Source organism: Thermobifida fusca NBRC 14071 = JCM 3263 (assembly GCF_001592045.1).
Lineage (GTDB): Bacteria > Actinomycetota > Actinomycetes > Streptosporangiales > Streptosporangiaceae > Thermobifida > Thermobifida fusca.
Genome location: NZ_BCWB01000042.1, coordinates 22,328 through 44,285, shown reverse-complemented (window position 1 = coordinate 44,285; position 21,958 = coordinate 22,328). Strand labels below are relative to the sequence as shown.

The following is a 21,958-nucleotide window of genomic DNA, read 5'->3' as shown; positions in this document are numbered from 1 at the left end:
GATGGCAGGATGGGCGCCATGACCAGAGGCGTCCGCGGCGTGGGGGTAGTCGTCCTGCTCGGAGTGTGCTGTATCACGGGGGCTGCCGCTCCCGCACCGGCCACACCAGAGCCTTCCCCAACCTCTCCGAGCAGAGCAGTGCCGGAAGGGACCGAGCAGCTCTTCACCCTCACCGATCCGCGGATCGCCGAATCCAGCGGGCTGGCGGTCTCCCACCGCCACGAAGACATCTACTGGACCCACAACGACAGCGGCCCCGACTACGGCCCCACCCTGTATGCCGTCAACGGGGAAGGCGACACGGTGGCCACCGTCTGGCTCGCCGGGGAGGGGGTGGAGGCCCGCGACTGGGAAGCCATCGGGATCGGTGTCGACGAGCATGGAGAACCCGCGATCTACGTCGCCGACATCGGAGACAACTACCAGGGCGGGTGGCCGAACGTCCGGGTCTACCGGATTCCTGAGCCGCGGGAGCTGGTCGACCAGACCGTGACCGCGACCACGTTCACCTTCGTCTACGAGGACGGGGGACGGGACGCGGAAGGACTGCTCATCGACCCGCGGGACAACCGCCTCTACATCGTGTCCAAAGAGTTCACGGGTGGGGTGTACGCCGCGCCTGAGCAGCTCGACCCGGACGGGGTCAACACGCTGACCCGGGTGGGCAGCGCCCCGCTGTTCGCCACGGATGCGGCATTCTCCCCCGACGGGAGCTACTACGCCATCCGCACCTACTGGAATGCGACCCTCTACGACGCTTCCGAGGGGGTGCCGGGACGGCGGATCGCTACCGTCACCCTGCCGGAAAGCGATCAGGGCGAGTCACTCGCCTTCACCCGCGACGGGAGCGCCCTGCTCGTCGGTAGCGAAGGCACGCACAGCCCGGTGTGGCGGGTGCCTGTGGACGAGTTTCTGGACGCTCCTCCCGAGGCAGCGGATGAAGAGCCGTCGCCGGAAGCGACCGAGGAAGCCGACCTTTCCGGCGGGGGCGGCGCGGGCGGCCTCATCCTCGTCGGGGCCGGGATCGCGGCCGTGGCGATTCTCGCCATCGTCTGGCTTGCGCGTAACAGCTAGCGAGCGCCCCGCAGGCGGCGGCGCCGGGGCCCCGGTAACGACGGCTCAGGACGCGCCGGTTGCCGCAGCGCGGCCTGAGCCGGGACGAGACAGAGTCAGGGCAGGTCAAGCCTGGGCCAGGAACATCTCCCGGGCCAGGAACGCGTGCCGGGAGTGGTCGGTGAACACCCCGTCGACCCCCGCTGCGAAGAACGCCTCGTATTCGGCGGCAAACGACCCGTAGGCGGTCGGGTCGTCCCCGGAGCGCAGCTTCGGCGGCAGGAAGTGGTTCTCGCTGCGGAACGTGTAGGGGTGCACGAGCAGGCCGGCCTCGTGGGCATCGGCGACAAGCGAGGTGGGTTCGCCGAGTCCGCCCTCCTCAGTGACCGGGATGACGAGGGACTTCTCCGGACCGATCGCTTGCGCGAAGGACGCCACTTCTGCCAGCCCTTCCGGGGTGGTGTAGCGCTGCCACTGCTCGCCGGTGCCCATGAGGAACACCAGCGGCACCTCCAGTTCCTGCAGTTTGCGCAGACTGTCCGCCTCAAACGACTGGAGGAACACGGGGAGCCGCGGCTCGGGGCCGTGCAGCCCGCGCTCCCGCAGCAGGGCGATCAGCGGCGGCTCCAGATCCAGGCCCAGGGAGGCGTGGTAGGAGGGGTGCTTGGTCTCCGGGTAGACCCCGATCGGCCGTCCCAGCTCCCTGGTCAGCTCATCCGCCAGGTCGACGATCTCTTCCAGGGTGGGAATCTCGTACCTGCCGTTGAGCTCCGCGTTGTACGGGCGCACGTCCGGGAGCCGTTCGACCGCGCGCAGCGTTTTGATCTCCGCCAGGGTGAAGTCGTGCGCGAAGAACCCGGTGACCTCGCGCCCGTCGATGGTCACTGTGCGGCGGCGGTCGGCGAACTCGGGACGGGACGCCACGTCCGTGGTCTGCCCGATCTCCGGTTCGTGGCGGGCGATGAGATGCCCGTCGGCGGTGGCCACCAAGTCCACCTCGATGAAGTCGCCGCCGTAGCGCGCTCCCAGTTCGTAGGAGGCCAGAGTGTGCTCGGGACGGTGTCCAGACGCGCCCCGGTGAGAAATGATCTTGAGGTGCGGAGGTTGCGGCTTCTTCTTGGGCATGGCCGAGACCGTTCGTGATCCGTGCTGCGGACGCGTCGGCCGGCCCGGAGAGCCCCGGACCGGCCGACAAGGACTTGCGATAGGGGTGTGTGGTGTCAGCTCAGCCGAGCTTGCCGACCACGTAGTCGATGCACTCGGTCAGCGCGCGCACGTCCTCCGGTTCGACAGCCGGGAACATGCCGATACGCAGCTGGTTGCGGCCGAGCTTGCGGTACGGTTCGGTGTCGACGACGCCGTTGGCGCGGAGCACCGCGGCGACCTTGGCGGCGTCCACCTCGTCACTGAAGTCGATCGTACCCACCACCTGGGAACGGAGCGCGGGATCAGCGACGAACGGCGTGGCGTACTCGGACTTCTCCGCCCAGCTGTACAGGATCGACGACGATTCCGCGGTGCGGCGGGCCGCCCACTCCAAGCCGCCCTGCTTGTTGAGCCATTCGATCTGCTCCGCGAACAGCAGCAGCGTGGACACGGCCGGAGTGTTGTAGGTCTGGTCCTTACGGGAGTTGTCGACCGCGGTCGTCAGGGAGAAGAACGCCGGAATGTAGCGGTCGGTGGCCGCGATCTCGGCCATCCGCTCCAAGGCGCGCGGCGACATGATCGCGATCCACAGTCCGCCGTCCGCCGCAAAGCATTTCTGCGGAGCGAAGTAGTAGACGTCCGTCTGGGTGATGTCCACGGGCAGCCCGCCCGCGCCGCTGGTGGCGTCCACCAGCACGAGCGCGTCCTCGTCAGCGCCTGCGATCCGCTCGATCGGCGTGGCCACACCGGTGGAGGTCTCGTTGTGGGTGAGCGCGTAGACGTCCACGCCGGCTTCCGCGCGCGGCGGGGCGTAGGAGCCCGGCTCCGCGGTGATGACGGTGGGCTCGTCGAGCCACGGCGCACCTTGAGTGACCTTGGCGAATTTGGACGAGAACTCGCCGAACGACACGTGCTGGGATTTGCGGCGCACCAGGGTGTGCGCGGCGATGTCCCAGAAGGCGGTGGTGCCGCCGTTACCCAGCACCACTTCGTAGCCGTCCGGGAGAGAGAACAGTTCGGCCAGTCCGGAACGCACCCTGCCGACGAGCGACTTCACCGGCTTCTGGCGGTGCGAGGTGCCGAGATAGGTGGCACCAGAGGAGGCCAGGGCGGTCACCTGTTCAGGACGGACTTTGGACGGGCCACAGCCGAAACGGCCGTCGCCGGGCAGAAGGTTCTCTGGAATGTGGATCTCGGTCACTCGGCCAGCCTACTCCGGTGGACCGCTGGATCGCGGGAGAGGGGCCGTCCTGCGGCGTGATTCCCCGCACCGGAGCGGGGGGACGGCTAGGCGCGCGACACACGAAGTGAACCCCGGCCGGTGACCGGGGTTCACGAGTGTGCGAAACCAGACAGCTTTAGATGCCCTGGGCGAGGGCTTCGTCGGCGCCTTCGACGCTCTTGATGTCGCGCACAGCGGGGCCGACGTAGCGGGCGCTGGGCCGGACCAGGCGGCCGGTGCGCTTCTGCTCCAGGATGTGCGCGGACCATCCCGCGGTGCGGGCGCAGGTGAACATGGACGTGAACATCGACGCCGGGATCTGCGCGAAGTCCAGCACCACCGCGGCCCAGTACTCCACGTTGGTGGCGAGCACCCGGTCGGGCTTGCGGGCCTGCAGTTCTTCCAGGGCGGCCTTCTCCAGGGCGCTGGCGACTTCGAAGCGGGGGGCGTTCAGTTCCTTGGCGGTACGGCGCAGGACCCGGGCCCGGGGGTCTTCTGCGCGGTAGACACGGTGACCGAAGCCCATCAGGCGCTCGCCCCGGTCCAGGGCCTGGGTGACGTACTTGCGCGCGTCACCGAGGCGTTCCGTCTCGTCGAGCATGTGCAGCACGCGGGCGGGTGCGCCGCCGTGCAGCGGACCGGACATGGCACCCACGGCTCCGGAGAGGGCGGCGGCCACGTCGGCACCAGTGGAGGCGATGACCCGGGCAGTGAACGTGGAGGCGTTCATGCCGTGTTCGGCAGCGGACGTCCAGTAGGCGTCAACGGCCTTGACGTGGAGGGGGTCCGGTTCGCCACGCAGTTGGATCATGAACCGTTCGACGATGGTCTTACCTTCGTCGACCCGGCTCTGCGGAACCTTGGGCTGGTCCCCGCGGGCGGACTGGGCGATGATCGACAGGGCAGCGGAGGCAGCGCGGGCGACGTTGTCGCGCGCTTCCGCCTCGTCGATGTCCAGCAGCGGCTTGAAGCCCCACCGTGGTGCCAGGGTCGCCAGCGCGCTTTGGACGTCGACACGCACGTCACCGGTCGAGACCGGCAGGTCGATCGGGTCCGCGAAGGGAAGTCCGGGGTTGAAGCTGTTGTCTACCAACAGCCCCCACACGCGCCCGAAGGTGACGTGGCCGACGAGCTGCTCGATGTCGACACCCCGGTACCGGAGGGCGCCGCCCTCTTTGTCCGGTTCGGCGATCTCGGTCTCGAACGCCACGACTCCTTCGAGCCCGGGTTTGAAGTCCGACATACCGGCTTCCTCCGTCTCCTCGGTCCTCGGATTAGTAATCCATTGAACCGTTCGAGGATCTTTTGCTGACATGCGAGGTGCCGTTAACGGCCCGCCCACTGCTGGCGGCTACCCCACGGATCGTGTGAGGATGCACCACTGTGGACTATTCTGACCCTGCTGAGCTGCGTGAATCATATGACGGAGCGCCGTTAGACCCCCGTGGCCTGGCACCGCAGCCGATGGACCAGTTCCACGCCTGGTTTACCGAGGCCTGCGAGGCGGAGCTGTCGGAGCCCAACGCGATGGTGCTGTCTACGGTGGACCCCGATGGTGCGCCGAGCGCCCGGACCGTGCTCCTGAAAGGGTATGACCGGCGTGGCCTGCGGTTTTTCACGAACTACCGGTCGCGCAAAGGGGTGGCGCTCGCCCGCGAGCCGCGCGCTTGCGTCGTGTTCCCCTGGCATGCGATCCGCCGCCAGGTCATCGTGTACGGCTTTGCTGAGCGGCTTAGTGACGAAGAGAACGACGCGTATTTTGCGCAGCGGCCGCACGGGTCCCAATTGGGGGCGTGGGCGAGTGAGTACCAGTCCGCGCCGGTAGCGGACCGTGCAGAGCTGGACCGGGCGTATGCGCGTTGCGCGGAGCAGTGGCCGCCGGGCACGCCGGTGCCTCGCCCGGAGTATTGGGGCGGGTTTCTCCTGGTCCCGCAGGAAGTGGAGTTTTGGCAGGGCCGTAGTGACCGGATGCACGACCGGTTCCGCTATCGGCTGGTCTCCGGCACGCCGAGTGAAGGGGCGTGGCAAATCGACCGGCTTTCACCATGAAAGAACGGACAGTATTAAGAGATTCACCAATTTGTTAAGTGGTATAGGTCACGTTTTCGGAAAAAGAGTTGCGCGCCGTCACGCTATGATCGGAGGGGACGGTGATGTTTCCACGGTCAGATGCGCGTTTTAGACTCACGGCTGGCGAATACCCTCACCCACGCGTGCAACCCCGGAACAGGCGCGCACTGATCTGTGTTGAGACAACTGTCGTTGGCCGCTCTCAACCGGGCTCAGAAGGGGAGAGGGAGCCTTGACCGCACAGGGACTTATTGACACTACGGAGATGTATCTCCGTACGATCTTCGAGCTTGAGGAAGAGGGGATCGTCCCGCTCCGCGCCCGTATCGCCGAGCGTCTGCGCCAGAGCGGCCCCACCGTGAGTCAGACGGTTGCGCGCATGGAACGCGATGGCCTGGTGCGGGTGGAGAACGACCGCCACCTGGTGATGACGGAAGAGGGACGTCGTCTGGCCACCCAGGTCATGCGGAAGCACCGTCTGGCGGAACGGCTGCTGGTGGACATCATCGGGCTGCCGTGGGAGGACGTCCACGTCGAAGCCTGCCGGTGGGAGCATGTGATCTCCGAGGCAGTGGAAGAACGGCTGATCGGACTGCTCAAAGAGCCGTGGACGTGTGCTCACGGGAACCCGATCCCCGGCCTGGACGAGCTGGGTGTCGAAGGCTACGAGCCGGAGCCGTTCGCGAGTAGCTCCATCGTGCCGATCCCCGAGGCGCTTTCTGACACGCCGACCAGGGTGACGATTCGCCGTATCAGCGAACAAATCCAAAGCGACACCAAGACCATGCTCGCTCTTAAACGCACCGGGGTACAACCCGGCAAAGAAGTGACGCTCGAGGCGAGCGATGACGGTGTGCGAGTGATTGGTGGTAACGGCGAGGATGGCGAGTCGATCGAACTGCCCCGGCAGGTCGCCAGTCTTATCTTCGTTACCCGGGTCTGACCGGAGCGTCGGTCTCGCATCCAGCCCACGAGATCAGCCGTTGCTCTGCGCACACATCCTCACAGTTGCTAGTCTCGCCACATGGCGTGGACCGGAACGAATGGAACCGCGCGCGCCTGCCTTGGGGCGGCCGATGCGGTGCTCGTCGGTCATCAGTACGGTCCGTGACGGCGAGGTGGCTGTGTGATGAAGCGGTGGGGGGAAGCCTTCTACGACGATGCACTGTCAGGAGCCGAAGTCCTGGAACAGGTGCAGATCGCCGTGGTGGTGACGGACCGCTTCAGCAACCTCCGCTACTGGAACTCTTACGCCACCCAGCTTTTCGGGCTCGATGACGGGCGCGACTACCTCGGCACCCCCCTCGTAGACATCGGTATCCACGAAGCCGACCACGAGCAGCTCGCCCAGCTCGCCCGCAGGGTCCTGCGTGGGGACACCTGGGAAGGCACTTTTGCGGTGCTGCGCAAGGACTCCACCTGGATGCACCTGCGGGCCAGCGCGGTTCCCCTCCGGCCGTCCTCCGGTGCCGTGGAGGGCGTGGTCCTCTTCATCACCGAGGCGCTGCGAAGCGGCCGGATTGAGGAACAGTACGGGCTGCTGGACCGGATCGGACGGCGACTGGCCAGTTCGCTCGAGTTCGAAGCCACCGTGAAGGCTGTCGCGGAGATCCTGGTCCCCCAGTTCGCCGACCACTGCTTCATCGACCTCAACGACCACGGCAGGCTGATCCGCCGTGTCTCCGTGCACGCCGAGGGGTGGACTCCGCCGCCGGGCAGCTGGCCTGACGTCGGCGAGGAGGTGCACTACCCCGAGAAGCACTTCGTCTCCAAGGCACTGCGCCGGATGGAGACGGTCGTGGTCAGCGACTACTCCAACCCGGGCTCCACGGCCGGAGTGTTCCCCAACCGGCGTTCCGTGCGCGTCTCCGAACAGGTCGGAGTGACGTCGGTGATCGCGGCGCCGCTGCGCGCCCGCGGTGTCACCTTAGGCGTGCTCACCCTGGCCCGGTCCGGGCTCACGTCCCGCGACAAGACCGACTACGACAGTTTCGACCGCGACCTGGTCGGCACGATCGCGTCCCGGGTCGCCGTAGCAATCGACAACGCCCGCCTTTTCGAAGAGGAACGCGACACCGCACTCGCCTTCCAGAACAGCCTGCTGCCCCGGGAATTCCCCGAATTCGACGGACTGTCCATCGCCCACGACTACATTCCCGCCAAACCGCTGGAGGCGCACGGCCAAGGAATCCAGACCCAGGTCGGCGGGGACTTCTATGACGTGATTCCGCTGTCGGCGGGGCGGGTCGGCATCGTCATCGGCGACGTCGAAGGCAAAGGCCCCCACGCAGCAGCGGTCATGGGCCAACTGCGGGCCGCGCTGCGGGCGTTCGCCCAAGCTGACCGGGAACCCGCCGAGATCCTGCGCGAACTCGACGAGTGGGTCCGCCAGTTGGGCCGCCCGGACGGGGAAGGCAACACCTGGGTACCGAGCGTCAGTTGCTTGTACATGGCGTACGACGCCTGGTCTCGGGAGCTGACGTACGCCAACGCGGGCCACCAGCCTCCACTGCTGATCTGCGGCGGCAAGGTCGACGACCTGGACATGGCGATCCGCGACAAACTGCTGGGCGTCAAACCCAAGGGGGTGCCCGGCGACTCGGTGTACCGGCAGGGGGAGCTCACGCTGCCGCCGGGGGCGACGCTGCTGCTGTACACGGACGGCCTGGTCGCACGCCGGTCGTACGACGGCACCGTCGACATGGAGGCCGGACTGGAGCAGCTTCGGTCACGGGTCCGGGAGGTCGCCGACAAGGACGTCCACCAGATCCTGGAGGTGGCTAAGCGCGCGGTCCCCGGAGTGGCTGACGACGACACCGCGCTGCTCGTGGTTCGCTCCCACCCGGAGGAGCTGGCGCTCAAGCAGGAGTGGTTCCCCGCCGAGGCGCCTACGGTGGCGGAGGCCCGGCACTTGGCCGTGGACACGTTCAAGGAGTGGGGGATGGACCGGGATCAGGCAGAGCTGGCCTGCCTGCTGGTCTCGGAGATCGTCACCAACGTGGTCATCCACGCCACTCCCCACCCGGTGACCCGCGAGTTCACCGACGACGGGGTCAAGGACTCCGACGAGCAGCTGCCGCTGGACGGTTTCGACGAGTTCGACGAGGACTGGTCGGATCTGCTGGAGGAAGCGGCCGAGCAGGATGAGGAGCCGGTGCCCACCAGCCGCGAGTTCCTGCTGCGGCTCCGCCGCGGCGCCTCCTCGGTGTGGGTGGAGGTCTTCGACCACGACCTGCGGCTGCCGCGGATCCGTACTGCCGGTGCGGAAGACGAAGGCGGCCGTGGCCTCTACCTCGTGGACCAGCTGGCCGAGCGGTGGGGGTCCAGGCCCACCCCCGACGGCAAGGCCGTGTGGTTCCAGATCCCCATGCACCAGCCGGACAGCGAGTGACGGCGCACCACGGTCGGTAAGACAGCCCTTCTCCCAGGGCGGTTGTTGGCGACCCTTCCTCACTCCGGTTTCGGCCGGTGGTGGAACGGCCGGGGTTTCGGCACGTCCCGGGGTTCCACATAGGGTTCCACGGTGAGGCGCTGCCCCGCCTGGAGGGCCCGGCTCCGTTCGATCTCCGCGTTGTATTCGATGCCCAGCAGGATCGCGATGTTGGAGATCCACAGCCAGACCAGGAAGATGACGACCGCGGCGAGACTACCGTAGGTGCGGTTGTAGTTGGCGAAGTTCGCCACGTAGAAGGCGAAGGCCGCGGAGGCGCCGAGCCAGATGAGGACCGCCACGATGCCGCCGGGGCTCACCCAGCGGAAAGGTCGTTTGACGTTGGGGGCCGCCCAGTACAGCACCGACACCATGAACATCATCAGCAGGACGAGGACCGGCCATTTGACGATGTTCCACAGGGTGACGGCGGTAGGACCGGCCCCTATGAAGTTCCCCACCCACTGGGCGACCCCGCCGCTGAGGATGACTGCGAGCGCGCTGATCGCTACCAGTGTGAGCAGGAGCAGGGTGATGCCGACCCGGACCGGCAGGGTCTTCCAGAACGGGCGGCCTTCCCGGATGTCGTACACGATGTTGGCGGCCCGCATGAACGCGGCGACGTAGGCGGAGGCCGACCACACCGCCAAGGCGAGGCTGAGCAGCCCCACCAGGCTGGCGGTGGCCTGGTTGGCTTGGAGGTTGGTCAGGACTCCGGTGACGATCTCCACGGTCTCGTCGGGGGCCACCGCGCTCAGTTGGTCGCTGATCGTGTCGGTGGCCGACTGGCCGGCCAGGCCGAGCAGGGACACCAGGACGAGGAGCGCCGGAAAGATCGACAGCACCGCGTAGTAGGTAAGCCCGGCGGCCAGGTCGGTCAGGTTGTCTTCCTTGAATTCCACGACGGTGCGTTTCAGCGACGCCCACCATGAGGTTGCGGGAAGTTCGGCGGGAGACTCGGGCACCGCGGCACCGGTACCAGCAGCCGGGGATCGACTCGATGAGGCCGAGCGCTTGCTCATCCCACTCCCCTTGTCGTCGTCGGCTTTGAGACACGACTGCCCCACGAGACGGCGATGAATCGTGGCGTAGGGAGGAGCGCGGTCACGTCGTGGTCTGATACGCCCACAGCAGCAGCACAGCAAAGATGAAGACCACCGCGATCCCTTTGGTGCTCCACGGCACGTGGACCCGTTTGCGGAGCCAGCGGACTCCGAGGACGACGAAGAGGACCAGCAGGCCGAGGAGGATCGCGCCGTCGTATGCGCCGCTCATGAGCAGACCTTTCCGCTGAGTTTCCGTCGGTGGGAGGAGGGACGCCGGGCAGGCCCGCGGCCGTGGGACTCCCGGGAGGCGGGGAGGACACGACCGGAGCACTGCCGGGTGTCGGCGACAGGGATAAGTCCATCACGGATTCCTACCCACGCGGCGAAGGCGGGCAACGGCGTGAAAAGGAGCGGGTGCAACGGGTTGCCCCCGCCCCTCAACCGAATATCGTTCGGTATGGAGGTTTGCTCACGCGACCGAAGGAGGAACCGTGGCCGAGGCATACATCGTCGGAGCGGTGCGCACCCCGATCGGGACCAGGAAGGGGGCGCTCGCTGCGGTGCACCCGGCCGACCTGGGCGCCCACGTGCTCAAAGAACTGGTGAACCGGACCGGGATCGACCCGGCCGCGGTCGAGGACGTGATCATGGGCTGCGTCACCCAGGTGGGGCCGCAGGCACTCGACCTGGCCCGCACCGCATGGCTTTCTGCCGGACTCCCGGAGAGTACGCCGGGGGTCACCATCGACCGCCAGTGCGGTTCCTCCCAGCAGGCCGTGCACTTTGCGGCGCAAGGGGTCATGTCCGGCACCCAAGACCTGGTGATCGCGGCGGGTGTGGAGAACATGGGCATGGTCCCCATGGGCGCCAACGTGCAGTTCGCCGTGGACAACGGGTTGTCCGTCTACGGGCAGGGCTGGGTCGAACGGTACGGCACCCAGGAGATCTCCCAGTTCCGCGGGGCCCAACTGATGTGTGAAAAGTGGGGGTACACCCGCGAGGACTTGGAGAAGTACGCGCTGGAAAGCCACCGTCGGGCTGCCGCGGCGATCGAAGCGGGCTACTTCGACGCGGAGACTGCCCCGCTGGCCGGGGTCACCCACGACGAGGGGGTGCGCCCCGACACGTCGCTGGAGAAGATGGCCGAGCTCGCACCGCTCCGCGAAGGCTGGGCGTTGACCGCGGCCGTCTCCAGCCAGATTTCGGTGGGGGCGAGCGCCCTGCTCATCGCGTCGGAGCGGGCCGTGGCCGAGCACGGGCTCACCCCCTTGGCGCGGATCGTGCAACTGGCTTTGGCCGGGGACGACCCGGTGTACATGCTCACCGCGCCGATCCCCGCCACTCGGATCGCGCTGCGCAAGGCCGGGCTGGACATCGACGACATCGACGTGGTCGAGATCAACGAGGCGTTCGCCCCGGTCCCCATGGCGTGGATCGACGAAATCGGCGCCGACCCGGCGAAGGTCAACCCCAACGGCGGTGCGATCGCCCTGGGCCACCCGCTGGGGGCCACCGGCGCCGTGCTCATGACCAAGCTCGTCCACGAACTGCGCCGCACGGGCGGCCGCTACGGGCTGCAGACCATGTGCGAGGGCGGGGGACAGGCCAACGTCACCATCATCGAACGGGTGTGACCTGCCAGCCGGGCGGCCCTCGTGTGGGCTGCCCGGCTGGTCAGTCCGCGCTGTGGACGACGCCCTCCGGCAAACCGAGCCATTCCGCCATCTGATCCAGTTCCGCGGAGAGCTCCGCCATGGTGTCCGCGGGCGCGTGGTCTTCCAGCGTGGTACGCCGCACCAGCAGCCTGCCGGAGGCCCGGTCGGCTTTCAGGTCCACCCGGGCGACGAGGCGGTCTCCCAGCAGGAACGGCAGGACATAGTAGCCGTGCACCCGTTTGGCGGCGGGCACGTAGATCTCCAAGCGGTAGTGGAAGTCGAAGAGCGCTTTGATGCGTGCCCGCTCCCAGACGAGGGAGTCGAACGGGCTGAGAAGCGCCCGCGCCGCCACCGAATTCGGGAAACGCGCGTCGCGGTGCAGGTAGGCGGGTTGCCGCCACCCTTCGACCCGGACCGGGATGAGCTCCCCGGAGTCCACCAGGTCACGGACGGCTGCCCGGCCGTGGGCGGCGCTGAGCCGGAAGTAGTCGCGCAGGCACCGCTCGGTGGCTACCCCGTGGGCGCGGGCGGCGATCGCCACGAGTTGGCGCCGGGCATCGTCCGGGTCGGGGTCGGGCGCGGTGTGCACTTCTGCGGGGAGCACCCGGCTGGTCAGGTCGTAGCGGCGTTCGAAGTGCTGGTTGCGCCCGTTCGCGGTGATCTCGCCCCGCCAGAACAGGTATTCCAGCGCGGATTTCACGACCGACCAGTTCCACCCCCACCGCTTTGCGCTGTGCGGGAGGTCGTGCCGGAGCGCGTCCGCGACTTGGCGGGCGGTGACCGGACCGGTCCGGGCGACCTCGTCGAGGACCGCCCGGACCAGTTCCGGGTGTTCTTCCCCGGCGCGCTGCACGATACGCCATGCCCCGGTGATGTCCGCCATTCGCCACCGCAGCAGCCGGTGCGTGTGCAGGGGGATGAGACTGGCCTCGTGCGCCCAGTACTCCACAAGGAAGTGGCCGGGCGTGGTCGCCGCCCGGTCGAGGAGCGCCCGCTCGTAGGGGCCGAGACGCGCGTACACCGGCAGGTAGTGGCTGCGGCACAGCACGTTCACGCTGTCGATCTGGATGACGCCGATCCGGTCGACCACCTGACGCAGGTGGTGCGCGGTGACCGTGCCGGAAGGGCGCGGGTCGGCGAATCCTTGCGCAGCCAGTGCTACGTGGCGTGCTTGGGTAAGGGACAGAGTCGCGTCGCGCCGAGGCGAGGGAAGCGCCGCTGATTCGTACATGTGTACAACTTAGCGGCGGGGGGTGACGCTGTTAGAAATCTTCCTCACCGCAGCCCTCCCACAGCATGAAGACGGAGTCGCTGCACGTGGCTTCCGGACTGGACGAGGGGGAGTAGCGGTGCGGCGCTTCAGAGCGGGGGGACCAGTGGTCGGGGCCGGACAGTTCAGCGATCTCCCGTCGGTCGTTGCTGCGGTCGTCGGTCTCCGCGGGGGGTGTGGGAGTGGGTTCCGACGGGCGGGGCAGCGTCACGGGCTGCAGGTCTGCGGCACGCGTCAGGGTCTGCGGGGGAGTGGTGCGCACCACCGGCACGGGGGGTGTGGTGTGCTGGGGTGCAAAGTACGAGGCGACAGCGGCGGGCTGGATCTCAGCGTCGGGTGTGGACTGCGCGATCGAATCCTCAGCGTGGGGCGACAGGAGGCCGGCTGCACCGCCGAGGGAGAGCACGGCGAAGGAGGCCACCAGCCAACGCGCCCGGGTGGCGCGCACGATCCACGGCGGACGCGCGTGTCGGGGTCGGCAGCCCGGCCGGCGGCAGAAGGCTAGGCGCATGAAGAAGAGTCTCCTCCCAAGTGTGACGGTGAAAACCACCCAACAACACAGATTATAACTTTATGCAACTAAACAGTTTCTCTATGTAGTGGAATGGGGGATTGCCCACCCATACCCACACAGAGGGGGTGTCCGTTGCGGACGAGTCCAGATCCCGCCGGGGACCTGGAGCGGGGGTCAATGCGCGGCTTTCCGGAGAAGAGGTCGGGATTATTACCCTCAGTAACGGAGATGGGGAGTGAAACCGCCTCTCCGGCGCTCGCCGCCATGGGCAATCCTGGCATAGGATCGCGGCTTACATCAGCGAAATCTCAAGGTTGACCGGCACTTTCAACGACCCGGGCGTGGTAGGTGGTGATACGCGTCAGTCTGTGGAGTGATCCCCCGAAGGAATACACACCGTAACCGTTGTCCCTTCGCCGGGCCGAGTGTCGAGGGTGACGCTGCCGCCGTGGGCGTCCGCGATCGCCTTCACGATGGGCAGCCCCAGGCCACTGCCCCCGCCGGGATCCCGAGCAGCCCGGTAGAAGCGGTCAAACACCCGGGACGCGTCCTCGGGGGACATCCCCGGGCCCGCGTCGGTCACCGAGAGCACGACCTCATCGCCGTCCGAGTGCAGCCGCACCGTCACCGGGGTGTCCGGCGGAGTGTGTTCGCGCACGTTAGACAGGAGGTTCGCGAGGATTTGCCGGAAGCGGGTCTCGTCGATCCGCCAGAAGAGCCGGTCGGGAACGTCCAGGGTGAACTCCCGCTCCGGTTCCAGCGACGCCGCGTCCCCGGTCATGTCCCGGACGATCTCAGCCACGTCGCGGGTGGCGAGTTCCAGCGATCCGGTGCGGTCCAGCCGGGCCAGCTCCAAAAGCTCCCCCACGAGCTTGGACATGCGGGTCGCTTCCGCTTCGACCCGCCGCATCGCCTCGGGGAGCTCCGCGTCGGGGATCGCCCCCTGCCGGTACAGCTCGGCGTAGCCGAGGATGGTGGTGAGCGGGGTGCGGAGCTCGTGGGACGCATCGGCAGCGAAATCACGGACCCGCCGCTCAGACTCCGCCTTGGCGCGGAACGCGTTCTCCAAACGGGCCAGCATGGTGTTGATCGCCATCCCGAGCCGCCCCACCTCGCTGTACGGGTCGGCGTCGGGCATTCGATCGCCCAGGTCGGACCCGGTGCTGATCTGTCCAGCGGTGGTCGCCATCCGGTCCAGCGGAGCCAGCGCCCGCACAATCAGCCGGCCGCCGATCAGCAGCAGCCCGCCCAGCAGCAGCACCGCGGTGATCAGCTGCACGGTGACCAACTGGCGCGGATAGTCTTCCCGCTCGTCGGTAGGCACCCCGCTGACCATGATCGCGTTGGGGCGCATCCGCACCGTGATCAAGTGCGGGGGAACTCTTTCATCGGGGGTGTCCAGTTCGACGATCTCCTGCGACGAGGCGTAAGAGCGCAGCTCCGTCAAGGAGAGGTGGGCGAGCCGGTTCAACACCACGTCTTCGCGGAGCGTGTCACCGTAGATCTGGTTGACCTCCCCGGTCTCCGGGTTGAGCAGCACCACGAAGTAGGGGGACGGACTGGGGGCGTCGACCCCCACCGGTGGAGTGTCGTTGTCCAACCGGATCATGGCCCGCTCCGTGGTGAAGAGCAGTTGGGCTTCGAGCCGCTCGGTGATGAACGACCGCAGGGTCAGCACGCTGACCAGCGAACTGACCAGCAGCCCCACCCCGGTGACGATGAGAAGGCCAGCGAGCAGCCTGGACCGCAGTGTTCCCGGAGGCGCGAACAGCCCGCCGATGATCATTTGTCGTCTTCTTTAACGCGGAGCGCGTAGCCCACACCGCGCTGGGTGTGGATCAGGTTGGGGCCGAAGGGATCCAGTTTGCGCCGCAGGTAGCTGACGTAGGTCTCCACGATCTGGGATTGGCCCGCGTAGTCCCATCCCCACACGTTTTCCAGCAGCTGGGCCCGGGTCAGCACCCGTCCGGCGTTGTGCATCATGTAGGCCAGCAGCCGGAACTCGGTGGGCGACAGGTCGATCGGCACCCCGCCGCGGCGCACCGTCCACGTCTTCTCGTCCAGCTCCAAGTCGGCGACCCGCAGGACGCCGTCGGACGACTGCGCGGAGTTGGGGTCGCGTTTGACCCGGCGCAGCAGGGCGCGCACGCGGGCGATGAGGGCCTCGACGGAGAACGGCTTGGTGACGTAGTCGTCGCCGCCCAGGGAAAGCCCGGTCACCGTGTCCGAAGGGGTGTCCCGAGCAGTCAGGTAGATCACCGGGACGTCGTCGTCCTCGTCCCGCAGTCGGCGGCACACGTCGAAGCCGCTGATGTCCGGCAGTAGGACGTCCAGCAGAATCAGGTCCGGCCGTTCTGAACGCGCAAGGGCGAGTCCTTCCTCCCCGGAACCGGCGGTGCTGACCTCGAAACCGTGGAAACGGAGGGCCGCCTGGACCAAGTCCCGGATGTTCGGTTCGTCGTCGATTACGAGGACATGGGGTCGCGCCGTGGTCTCTGATTCCGTCATCGATCCACCTAGCGGGAGACTTCGGGGGCTCCTGCCATGGTATTCATGCCGGTCTCAAGGCTGAACCGGGGAACTTTCCGGGCTGCGCTCGCCCAGCGGCCGGCGCGGCCCCGCGTCCGACGCGGTCCCGCCCCCGTCCCCGGAGGCGGGACCCGCCGCGCGCCGGTCATGGTGGAGAGTCCATGGGACATCGACCATCCAACCTCCTCTTCCTGGGATATAGGCGGGTACAGGCTGGGAAAACGCTGAGAACTGGAGATGCGGGCTTTCCTCCCTGACTGAGCGGGTTCGGGGGCGCAGAGCATGAGCGCTAGCCTTGCGGTGTGCGATTGGCGACGTGGAATGTGAACAGCGTTCGGGCGCGTAGTGAGCGGATCGCTGCCTGGCTGCGCAGGAGCGACGTGGACGTGGTCGCTCTCCAGGAAACGAAATGCCGGGACGATCAGTTCCCCACCGCGGTCTTCACCGAGCTCGGCTATGAGGTAGCCCACCACGGGCTGTCCCAGTGGAACGGTGTGGCGATCGCCTCCCGGGTGGGGCTCAGCGACGTGCAGATCGGCTTCCCCGGCCAGCCCGGGTGGGGGGAACCGGAGGAGGCGGAGGCCCGCGCGATCAGCGCCGTCTGCGGGGGAGTGCGGGTGTGGAGCCTGTACGTGCCCAACGGCCGGGAAATCGACCACCCGCACTACACCTACAAACTGCAGTGGCTGGCCCGGCTCCGCGAAGCCGGGGAGGCGTGGCTTTCCGAGGACCCGAAAGCGCAGATCGCGCTGTGCGGGGACTGGAACATCGCCCCCTACGATGAGGACGTGTGGGACATGGCGGAGTTCGAAGGCCGCACCCATGTCACTAAGCCGGAGCGGGACGCTTTCCACGCCGTAGTGGACGCCGGTTTCACCGACGTGGTACGGCCGCATGCGCCCGGCCCCGGGGTCTACACCTACTGGGACTACAAAGGACTGGCGTTCCCGAAGCGCAAAGGGATGCGCATCGACTTCATCCTGGCCTCCCCCGCGCTCGCCGAGCGGGCCACGGACGCGAAGATCGACCGCGAGGAACGCAAAGGCAAAGGCGCGTCCGATCACGCCCCTGTCATCGCTGATTTTCAGCTTGACTGAGCCTTTCCTGGATAGCGTGGGAGTGTGAAGCAAGGAGTGGCACCGCGGATCGCAGTCTTCGGCAGCGTCAACATGGACCTGGTGGCCTACGTGGACACCCCGCCCGCCCGGGGGGAGACCGTCCAGGGACGGCAGTTCAGCCAGGTTCCTGGCGGCAAGGGCGCCAACCAGGCGATCGCCGCAGCACGGGCCGGGGCGGACGTGGTCTTCCTGGGCGCGGTGGGCGACGACGTTTTCGGCCCTCAACTGCGCGCCACCCTGGTCGACAACGGCATCGACGTCTCCGGGCTGCGCACAGTCGGGGGCGCTTCCGGAATCGCCCACATCGTCGTGGACCGGGAGGGGAACAACTCGATCATCGTCATCCCGGGTGCTAACGGCACGGTCACCGGGCTGCGGGAGAACGACACCCTGCTGCTGGACGGCGCCCAGGCGCTGCTGCTGCAGTTGGAGACGCCGCTGTCCGGGGTGATTGCGGCGGCTCGGGCGGGTCGTTCACTCGGGGTGACCACGGTACTGACGCCTGCCCCGGCGCAGCCGCTCCCCCAGGAGCTGTTGGAGTGCGTCGACGTCCTCCTGCCCAACCAGTACGAGGCGGCGACGATCACCGGCGAGGACACCCCGGAGCGGGCACTGGCCGCGCTCTTGGAGACCGTGCCCGAGGTGATCATCACGTTGGGCAGCAGGGGTGCGCTCTACGGGGCCCGGGACCGCGAACCCCTGTGGGTCCCGGTGGTCCAGGTGGAGGCCGTCGACACGACCGGGGCAGGGGACACGTTCTGCGGGGCGTATGCGGTGGCTCGGACCGAGGGCCAGGACCCGGAGTCGGCGCTGCGGTTCGCCGCGAAAGCGGCCGCTTTGTCGGTGCGGATTCCTGGGGCGAGCACGTCGATGCCTACCCGGGCCGAGATCGACGCGTTCTGAGCGGCGCCGGGCACATGCTGCTGTGCCCGACAGCAGACAGCCCTGCCCCGGCAGACCGGGGCAGGGCCGGTGTGCGGTCTCCCGACAAGCGGGTCAGGACAGTGAGACGGTGACCCCGCTGCTGAAGAGGGATCCGTGGAGTTTCACCGAGACGGGCTCCACGCCTTCAGGAAGGTCGAAGACCACCTTCGCGTCGACCTTGTTGCCGGGGTTGATATCGGTGAGGAACGCTTCGGAGTCCTCCAGGTAGATCTCCGCCTCGCCATCGTTGGAGTACTCCTTGCCGTCGGCGTCGTAGAGCTTCACGCTGGATCCGTGGAACATCTCGGCCTGGTCGCCGATGTTCTCGACGGTGACGTGCACGATGACGAACTGGCCCTGGGCGTCGTGGTGCAGGAAGTCGTTGCCGATCCGGGATACGCCGGTCTCGATGTCGGTCACCGTGAAGGCGAACGCCCCGTCCTCGACGGTGTCGCCGATGCCGGCGGTCTTCTCTTCGTCGCTGCTTTCCGCGCTGTCGCCCTTGTCGTCCTTCTTGTCGCCGGAGGAGGCGCTCTGCCCCGAGCTGGAGGAGTCGCTTCCCACGCTGGCGATGACCGCGACACAGCCGACGAAGCCGAAGAGTACGACGAGGCCTAGCCCGATCAGCGTCGCCCACAGGCAGCCGCGGCTCTTCTTCGGCTGAGGCTGGGGAACTGGGGGTACGGGGTGGGTCATGGCAGTGTCCCTTCGCTGGTGGGAGTGGTGGCAGGTCGACGTGGACAGGCACGCGACGCCAGACGGCGCCGAGTTGTTTACACAGTGATTCCTTCTGGAAACCGAGAAACATGTAAACATGGATTGTGTGCGTAGTCAACATACATATTCTTCTTGGGTGGTGGTGGCTTGTGTACTGACTGCGCGGTAGGGTTCCCCCAGCAAGCCCTCACCACGCAGGAGTCGCGATGCCATCCACCCCAGCCGGGACTGCCACCGTGAACTCGGTCGGAATCGCTCGCCTGGCCGGAGTGGGAAGGGCAGCCGTCAGCAACTGGCGGCGGCGGTACCCGGACTTTCCCGCTCCTGTCGGCGGAACCGAGAACAGCCCGCTCTTCGACCTCGCCGAAGTGAAAGAGTGGCTGCGCAAGACGAACAAGCTTGCCGAGAAAGAAACCCCTGAAGCCGCGGTGGAGGCGGTGTGGAGCCTGCTCGACCCCCTCCGGAGGCACCTGGACGGGGCTGACGCCGTCGCCTTCCTCGGAGCCGCCCTGGCACTCCGGGACCAGGGTTTCGAGCTGGCGGAACTCTCCGACGACGCACTGGGCGCCCACCTCCTGGCCCAGCTCGGACCAGACCCTGATCCGCCGGTGCTGCCCGACCCCGCGGTGTGGCGCCGCCCCCTCCTCGAAGCAGTCACCCGCGTCGGCGTCCTCGGCCCCGCACCGGACGCCCTCGAACACCTCCACCAGCGCTACCTGTCCTCAGCCTCCCGCCAGCTTTTCGCCGACACCCCGAAACTCGGCGCCCTGATCGCGGAACTCGCCGCCCTGCAGACCGGCACCGTGTTCGACCCGTCGTGCGGCAGCGGAACCCTGCTGCACGCGATGGCACGGCATGCCCCCGGTGTCACCCTCTACGGACAGGACATCGACCCTGCGGCTGCCCGCCTCGCCAGAGTCCGCCTGCAACTCGCCGGAGCAGACGCCGACATCCGCGTCGGCGACTCGCTGCGCGCGGACGCGTTCCCCGGTCTCGCCGCCGACACGGTGGTCCTCCACCCCCCGTTCAACCAGACCGACTGGGGGTTCGAAGAGCTCAGCTTCGACTCCCGGTGGCGGTACGGCACTCCTGCCCGCAAAGAGCCCGAACTCGCCTGGGTGCAGCACGCCCTCGCCCACGTGCGGCCCGGCGGTACCGCGATCGTTGTGCTGCCCCCCGCCGTGGCGTCCCGCGGCAGCGGCCGGCGGGTCCGGCGCGAACTGCTCCGGCGTGGCGCGCTGCGCGCGGTCATCGCCCTGCCCACCGGACTCGCCACCCCGATGGGCACGCCACTGACCCTGTGGATCCTCCGCAACCCGGAAGACAGCACCGACCTGCCCGGCAAGGTGCTGCTGTTCGACGCCTCCGATGGGCGCGTCGACGACTCCCCGGAAAGCTCCACCCAGCCCTGGTCGGCCGTGGCCCACGCCATCACCGCCACCTACCGGGAATTCCTCACCGATCCGGATGCGGTGGCGAAGACCCCGGGCCGCCACCGGGCCGTGCCCTTGGCCGACCTGCTGGACGAGGCAGTGGACGTCGCCCCCGGGCGCTACGTGCAGCGGCTGAGCGCCGGCACCGACAACCTGGACGAGACCCGCAGCGACCTCATGCGGCTTTCCGAGGACCTCGTCACTTCCCTGCCTGGGCTGCGTCCCGCCACCGGCACCCTCTACCAGGCGATGGTCACCCTGGGCGAACTGAGCCGCATCGGCGGGTTGGACATCGTGTACCGGCGTTCCGGAGAGGATCCGGGGGACGACGAACCGTCCCTGCCCGCACTCACCGCGGAAGACATCGAACGCGACACCGCACCGTCCGGCAGGGTCCGCTCGGACAACAACACGGTCCAGCTCCAAGCCGGGGACGTGGTCTTGCCGCGGATCGCCCGGCGGCCCGTGGCACGGGTGATCACCGACGAGCAGGCTGCGCTGCACAGCAGCATCTACCTGCTGCGCCCCAATCCCGAAGTGGTCGACCCGTGGTTCCTTGCGGGATTCCTCACCGGTTCAGGAGCCTGCGCGGCGGCCGCATCTACCAGCCGTCCCGGGGTCACCCGCATCGCCGAGCTCCGCAAAGTGGAGGTGCCCCGCCTGCCGATCGCTGAGCAGCGCGCCTACGGGGACGCGTTTCGTCGCCTCCACGAGTTCCGCCGCACCCTGCGTCGCACCACCGAGGTCGGCGACCGCTTGTGGTGGCTGCTCACCGAAGGGCTCGCAGTGGGCACTCTGCGCCCCGAACAGGACTGAACTGAAAGGCCGTGAGTGCTATCGGACGTGCGTGACGCGAAGGAGTCCGGGCGTGGGTGCGCCTGAATCCAACGAACCGCTGTGGCTGCCCGCAGCCGGGGCGGTTCATTGGATTCAGAAGGGAGCGCACCATGCTCGTGGCCGCCCCACCGGGTCCGGAAAGGACGCGTCTGCGGTACTCGGCCTGGTCGCTGCGGCTGGCCGTCCCATGGCTGCTGCATGTGAAGACTGGGGAAAGCCCTTGTGCTTTCGAGGAAGCTAGGAGAGGTTGCTGTTTCGAACGCTCCAGTCCGTGTAACGGATCCAGGTGTCCATACGAGCGGCAGGACGGTAAGAGCTGCTTTCCCCTCGCAGAATTCCTGGACAATATCGCTAGGTCAATAGTCCTGAAGACGGCAGGGGGAGAAATTACTCCGGTGTGGCCCCCGAATCCAAAGTCCGGGGGCCAGAAGTCATCCTTGTTACAGGCGTCCTGCTTTGACGTCTGCGAGGAAAGCAGCCCATGCCTCCGGGGTGAAGTCCAGGTGGCCCAGCTCCCGGTGCTGGGTGTCACGGACTAGCACCGATCCGGGAACCTCAGCAATCTCCAGGCAGTTTCCCCCGGTGTCGCTGCTGTAGCTGGACTTACGCCATTCAGTGTGGTGGTTCATAGGAACTCTCCTCTGATCTTCTCGATCAGTTTCCGTGATGCATCGGGTGGAAGAGCGGCTCCTCGTAGCTCCCCGAAGCGACGCGCATAGTGATGCAGTTCGTCTGTGGTGTCGACCAGCATGCCGGAGATCCGTGTTTCCAGATAGAGGACTTGGCCTCGATCAGGCACCGTGATCACCTGGAATCCCGCCATAAGCTCCGGGTGGAACTCGGTCGACATCGGGACTACATAGATCCTGACATTTCGGGAGTTGTGAGATCTCTAGGAGGTGGTCGAGCTGTTGTCCCATGACTGCTCGCCCACCGATTGGGCGGATCAGTGCTGATTCGTCGAGGACGACCACCAGCAGCGGGGGACGAGCTG

Annotated in this window: 21 protein-coding genes; 8 read left to right on the top strand and 13 right to left on the bottom strand. The window is 67.4% G+C overall.

The annotated features are described in order from the left end of the window. Positions 1-9 precede the first annotated feature (9 nt). The gene (locus TF1_RS10870; RefSeq protein ID WP_152436213.1) at positions 10-1,074 is read left to right on the top strand and encodes a YncE family protein; all 1,065 of its coding nucleotides are present in this window, start codon (positions 10-12) and stop codon (positions 1,072-1,074) included. 105 nt (positions 1,075-1,179) lie between these two features. Here TF1_RS10870 and TF1_RS10865 read toward each other — a convergent pair whose 3' ends face one another. The 3 genes from TF1_RS10865 to TF1_RS10855 form a co-directional block, all read right to left on the bottom strand. Further along, a complete protein-coding gene (locus TF1_RS10865) occupies positions 1,180-2,178 on the bottom strand; it encodes a glycerophosphodiester phosphodiesterase family protein (RefSeq protein ID WP_011290692.1) in 999 nt (332 codons plus the stop codon). Positions 2,179-2,278: 100 nt separating this feature from the next. Further along, entirely contained in the window at positions 2,279-3,400 is a 1,122-nt protein-coding gene (gene serC / locus TF1_RS10860; RefSeq protein ID WP_011290693.1) for a phosphoserine transaminase, read from the bottom strand. Between the two features lie 157 nt (positions 3,401-3,557). Further along, complete coding sequence (locus tag TF1_RS10855) at positions 3,558-4,664, bottom strand: citrate synthase 2 (RefSeq protein WP_011290694.1); 1,107 nt, start codon at positions 4,662-4,664, stop codon at positions 3,558-3,560. A 140-nt stretch (positions 4,665-4,804) separates the two neighbouring features. Between TF1_RS10855 and pdxH the strand changes: the two genes are divergently transcribed. The 3 genes from pdxH to TF1_RS10840 all read left to right on the top strand — a co-directional run bounded on the left by pdxH (position 4,805) and on the right by TF1_RS10840 (position 8,882). Further along, a complete protein-coding gene (gene pdxH / locus TF1_RS10850) occupies positions 4,805-5,470 on the top strand; it encodes a pyridoxamine 5'-phosphate oxidase (RefSeq protein WP_011290695.1) in 666 nt (221 codons plus the stop codon). 253 nt (positions 5,471-5,723) lie between these two features. Continuing rightward, positions 5,724-6,434: a metal-dependent transcriptional regulator gene (locus TF1_RS10845; RefSeq protein ID WP_016188080.1), complete on the top strand. Its 711-nt coding sequence runs from the start codon at positions 5,724-5,726 to the stop codon at positions 6,432-6,434. 186 nt (positions 6,435-6,620) lie between these two features. After that, positions 6,621-8,882, top strand: a complete 2,262-nt coding sequence (locus tag TF1_RS10840) for an ATP-binding SpoIIE family protein phosphatase (protein ID WP_011290697.1) — start codon at positions 6,621-6,623, stop codon at positions 8,880-8,882. 59 nt (positions 8,883-8,941) lie between these two features. Here TF1_RS10840 and TF1_RS10835 read toward each other — a convergent pair whose 3' ends face one another. Together TF1_RS10835 and TF1_RS16255 are read right to left on the bottom strand one after the other, a co-directional pair. Further along, complete coding sequence (locus TF1_RS10835) at positions 8,942-9,943, bottom strand: YihY/virulence factor BrkB family protein (RefSeq protein ID WP_011290698.1); 1,002 nt, start codon at positions 9,941-9,943, stop codon at positions 8,942-8,944. Positions 9,944-10,025: 82 nt separating this feature from the next. Beyond that, a complete protein-coding gene (locus TF1_RS16255) occupies positions 10,026-10,196 on the bottom strand; it encodes a hypothetical protein (RefSeq protein WP_011290699.1) in 171 nt (56 codons plus the stop codon). A 262-nt stretch (positions 10,197-10,458) separates the two neighbouring features. Between TF1_RS16255 and TF1_RS10830 the strand changes: the two genes are divergently transcribed. After that, the gene (locus TF1_RS10830; protein WP_011290700.1) at positions 10,459-11,601 is read left to right on the top strand and encodes an acetyl-CoA C-acetyltransferase; all 1,143 of its coding nucleotides are present in this window, start codon (positions 10,459-10,461) and stop codon (positions 11,599-11,601) included. A 40-nt stretch (positions 11,602-11,641) separates the two neighbouring features. Here TF1_RS10830 and TF1_RS10825 read toward each other — a convergent pair whose 3' ends face one another. From TF1_RS10825 to TF1_RS10810, 4 genes are all read right to left on the bottom strand, one after another. Beyond that, entirely contained in the window at positions 11,642-12,853 is a 1,212-nt protein-coding gene (locus TF1_RS10825; RefSeq protein WP_061783861.1) for a winged helix-turn-helix domain-containing protein, read from the bottom strand. Between the two features lie 31 nt (positions 12,854-12,884). Further along, positions 12,885-13,403, bottom strand: coding sequence for a hypothetical protein (locus TF1_RS10820; RefSeq protein WP_011290702.1), 519 nt, complete (start codon positions 13,401-13,403; stop codon positions 12,885-12,887). A gap of 364 nt (positions 13,404-13,767) precedes the next feature. Next, positions 13,768-15,192, bottom strand: a complete 1,425-nt coding sequence (locus TF1_RS10815; protein ID WP_011290703.1) for a sensor histidine kinase — start codon at positions 15,190-15,192, stop codon at positions 13,768-13,770. Next, positions 15,189-15,914 carry a response regulator transcription factor gene (locus tag TF1_RS10810; protein ID WP_011290704.1) on the bottom strand — a complete coding sequence of 242 codons (726 nt, stop codon included), beginning with the start codon at positions 15,912-15,914 and terminating at the stop codon, positions 15,189-15,191. The genes TF1_RS10815 and TF1_RS10810 overlap by 4 nt, the downstream gene beginning before the upstream one ends. A gap of 323 nt (positions 15,915-16,237) precedes the next feature. Here TF1_RS10810 and TF1_RS10805 point away from each other — a divergent pair, with 323 nt between their 5' ends. Further along, complete coding sequence (locus TF1_RS10805) at positions 16,238-17,032, top strand: exodeoxyribonuclease III (RefSeq protein WP_011290705.1); 795 nt, start codon at positions 16,238-16,240, stop codon at positions 17,030-17,032. A gap of 36 nt (positions 17,033-17,068) precedes the next feature. Further along, a complete protein-coding gene (locus TF1_RS10800) occupies positions 17,069-17,956 on the top strand; it encodes a ribokinase (protein ID WP_011290706.1) in 888 nt (295 codons plus the stop codon). 93 nt (positions 17,957-18,049) lie between these two features. On the opposite strand, the gene TF1_RS10795 is transcribed toward TF1_RS10800, so the two are convergent. After that, positions 18,050-18,673, bottom strand: coding sequence for a DUF4352 domain-containing protein (locus TF1_RS10795; protein ID WP_011290707.1), 624 nt, complete (start codon positions 18,671-18,673; stop codon positions 18,050-18,052). A 227-nt stretch (positions 18,674-18,900) separates the two neighbouring features. On the opposite strand from TF1_RS10795, the gene TF1_RS10790 reads away from it, so the two are divergent. Next, positions 18,901-20,943 (top strand): N-6 DNA methylase, encoded by a 2,043-nt coding sequence (locus TF1_RS10790; RefSeq protein WP_061783860.1) that lies wholly within the window; start codon positions 18,901-18,903, stop codon positions 20,941-20,943. Between the two features lie 461 nt (positions 20,944-21,404). Here the strand turns inward: TF1_RS10790 and TF1_RS10785 are convergent, their stop codons facing one another. Genes TF1_RS10785 through TF1_RS16520 form a run of 3 tightly spaced genes read right to left on the bottom strand, consistent with a single transcriptional unit; the run spans position 21,405 to position 21,938 of the window. After that, positions 21,405-21,593: a DUF397 domain-containing protein gene (locus tag TF1_RS10785; protein ID WP_011290709.1), complete on the bottom strand. Its 189-nt coding sequence runs from the start codon at positions 21,591-21,593 to the stop codon at positions 21,405-21,407. Next, positions 21,590-21,814, bottom strand: coding sequence for a Scr1 family TA system antitoxin-like transcriptional regulator (locus TF1_RS10780; RefSeq protein ID WP_255266171.1), 225 nt, complete (start codon positions 21,812-21,814; stop codon positions 21,590-21,592). The genes TF1_RS10785 and TF1_RS10780 overlap by 4 nt, the downstream gene beginning before the upstream one ends. Next, on the bottom strand, positions 21,756-21,938 hold the full coding sequence (locus tag TF1_RS16520) for a Scr1 family TA system antitoxin-like transcriptional regulator (protein WP_255266170.1): 183 nt from the start codon (positions 21,936-21,938) through the stop codon (positions 21,756-21,758). The genes TF1_RS10780 and TF1_RS16520 overlap by 59 nt, the downstream gene beginning before the upstream one ends. Positions 21,939-21,958: the final 20 nt, after the last annotated feature.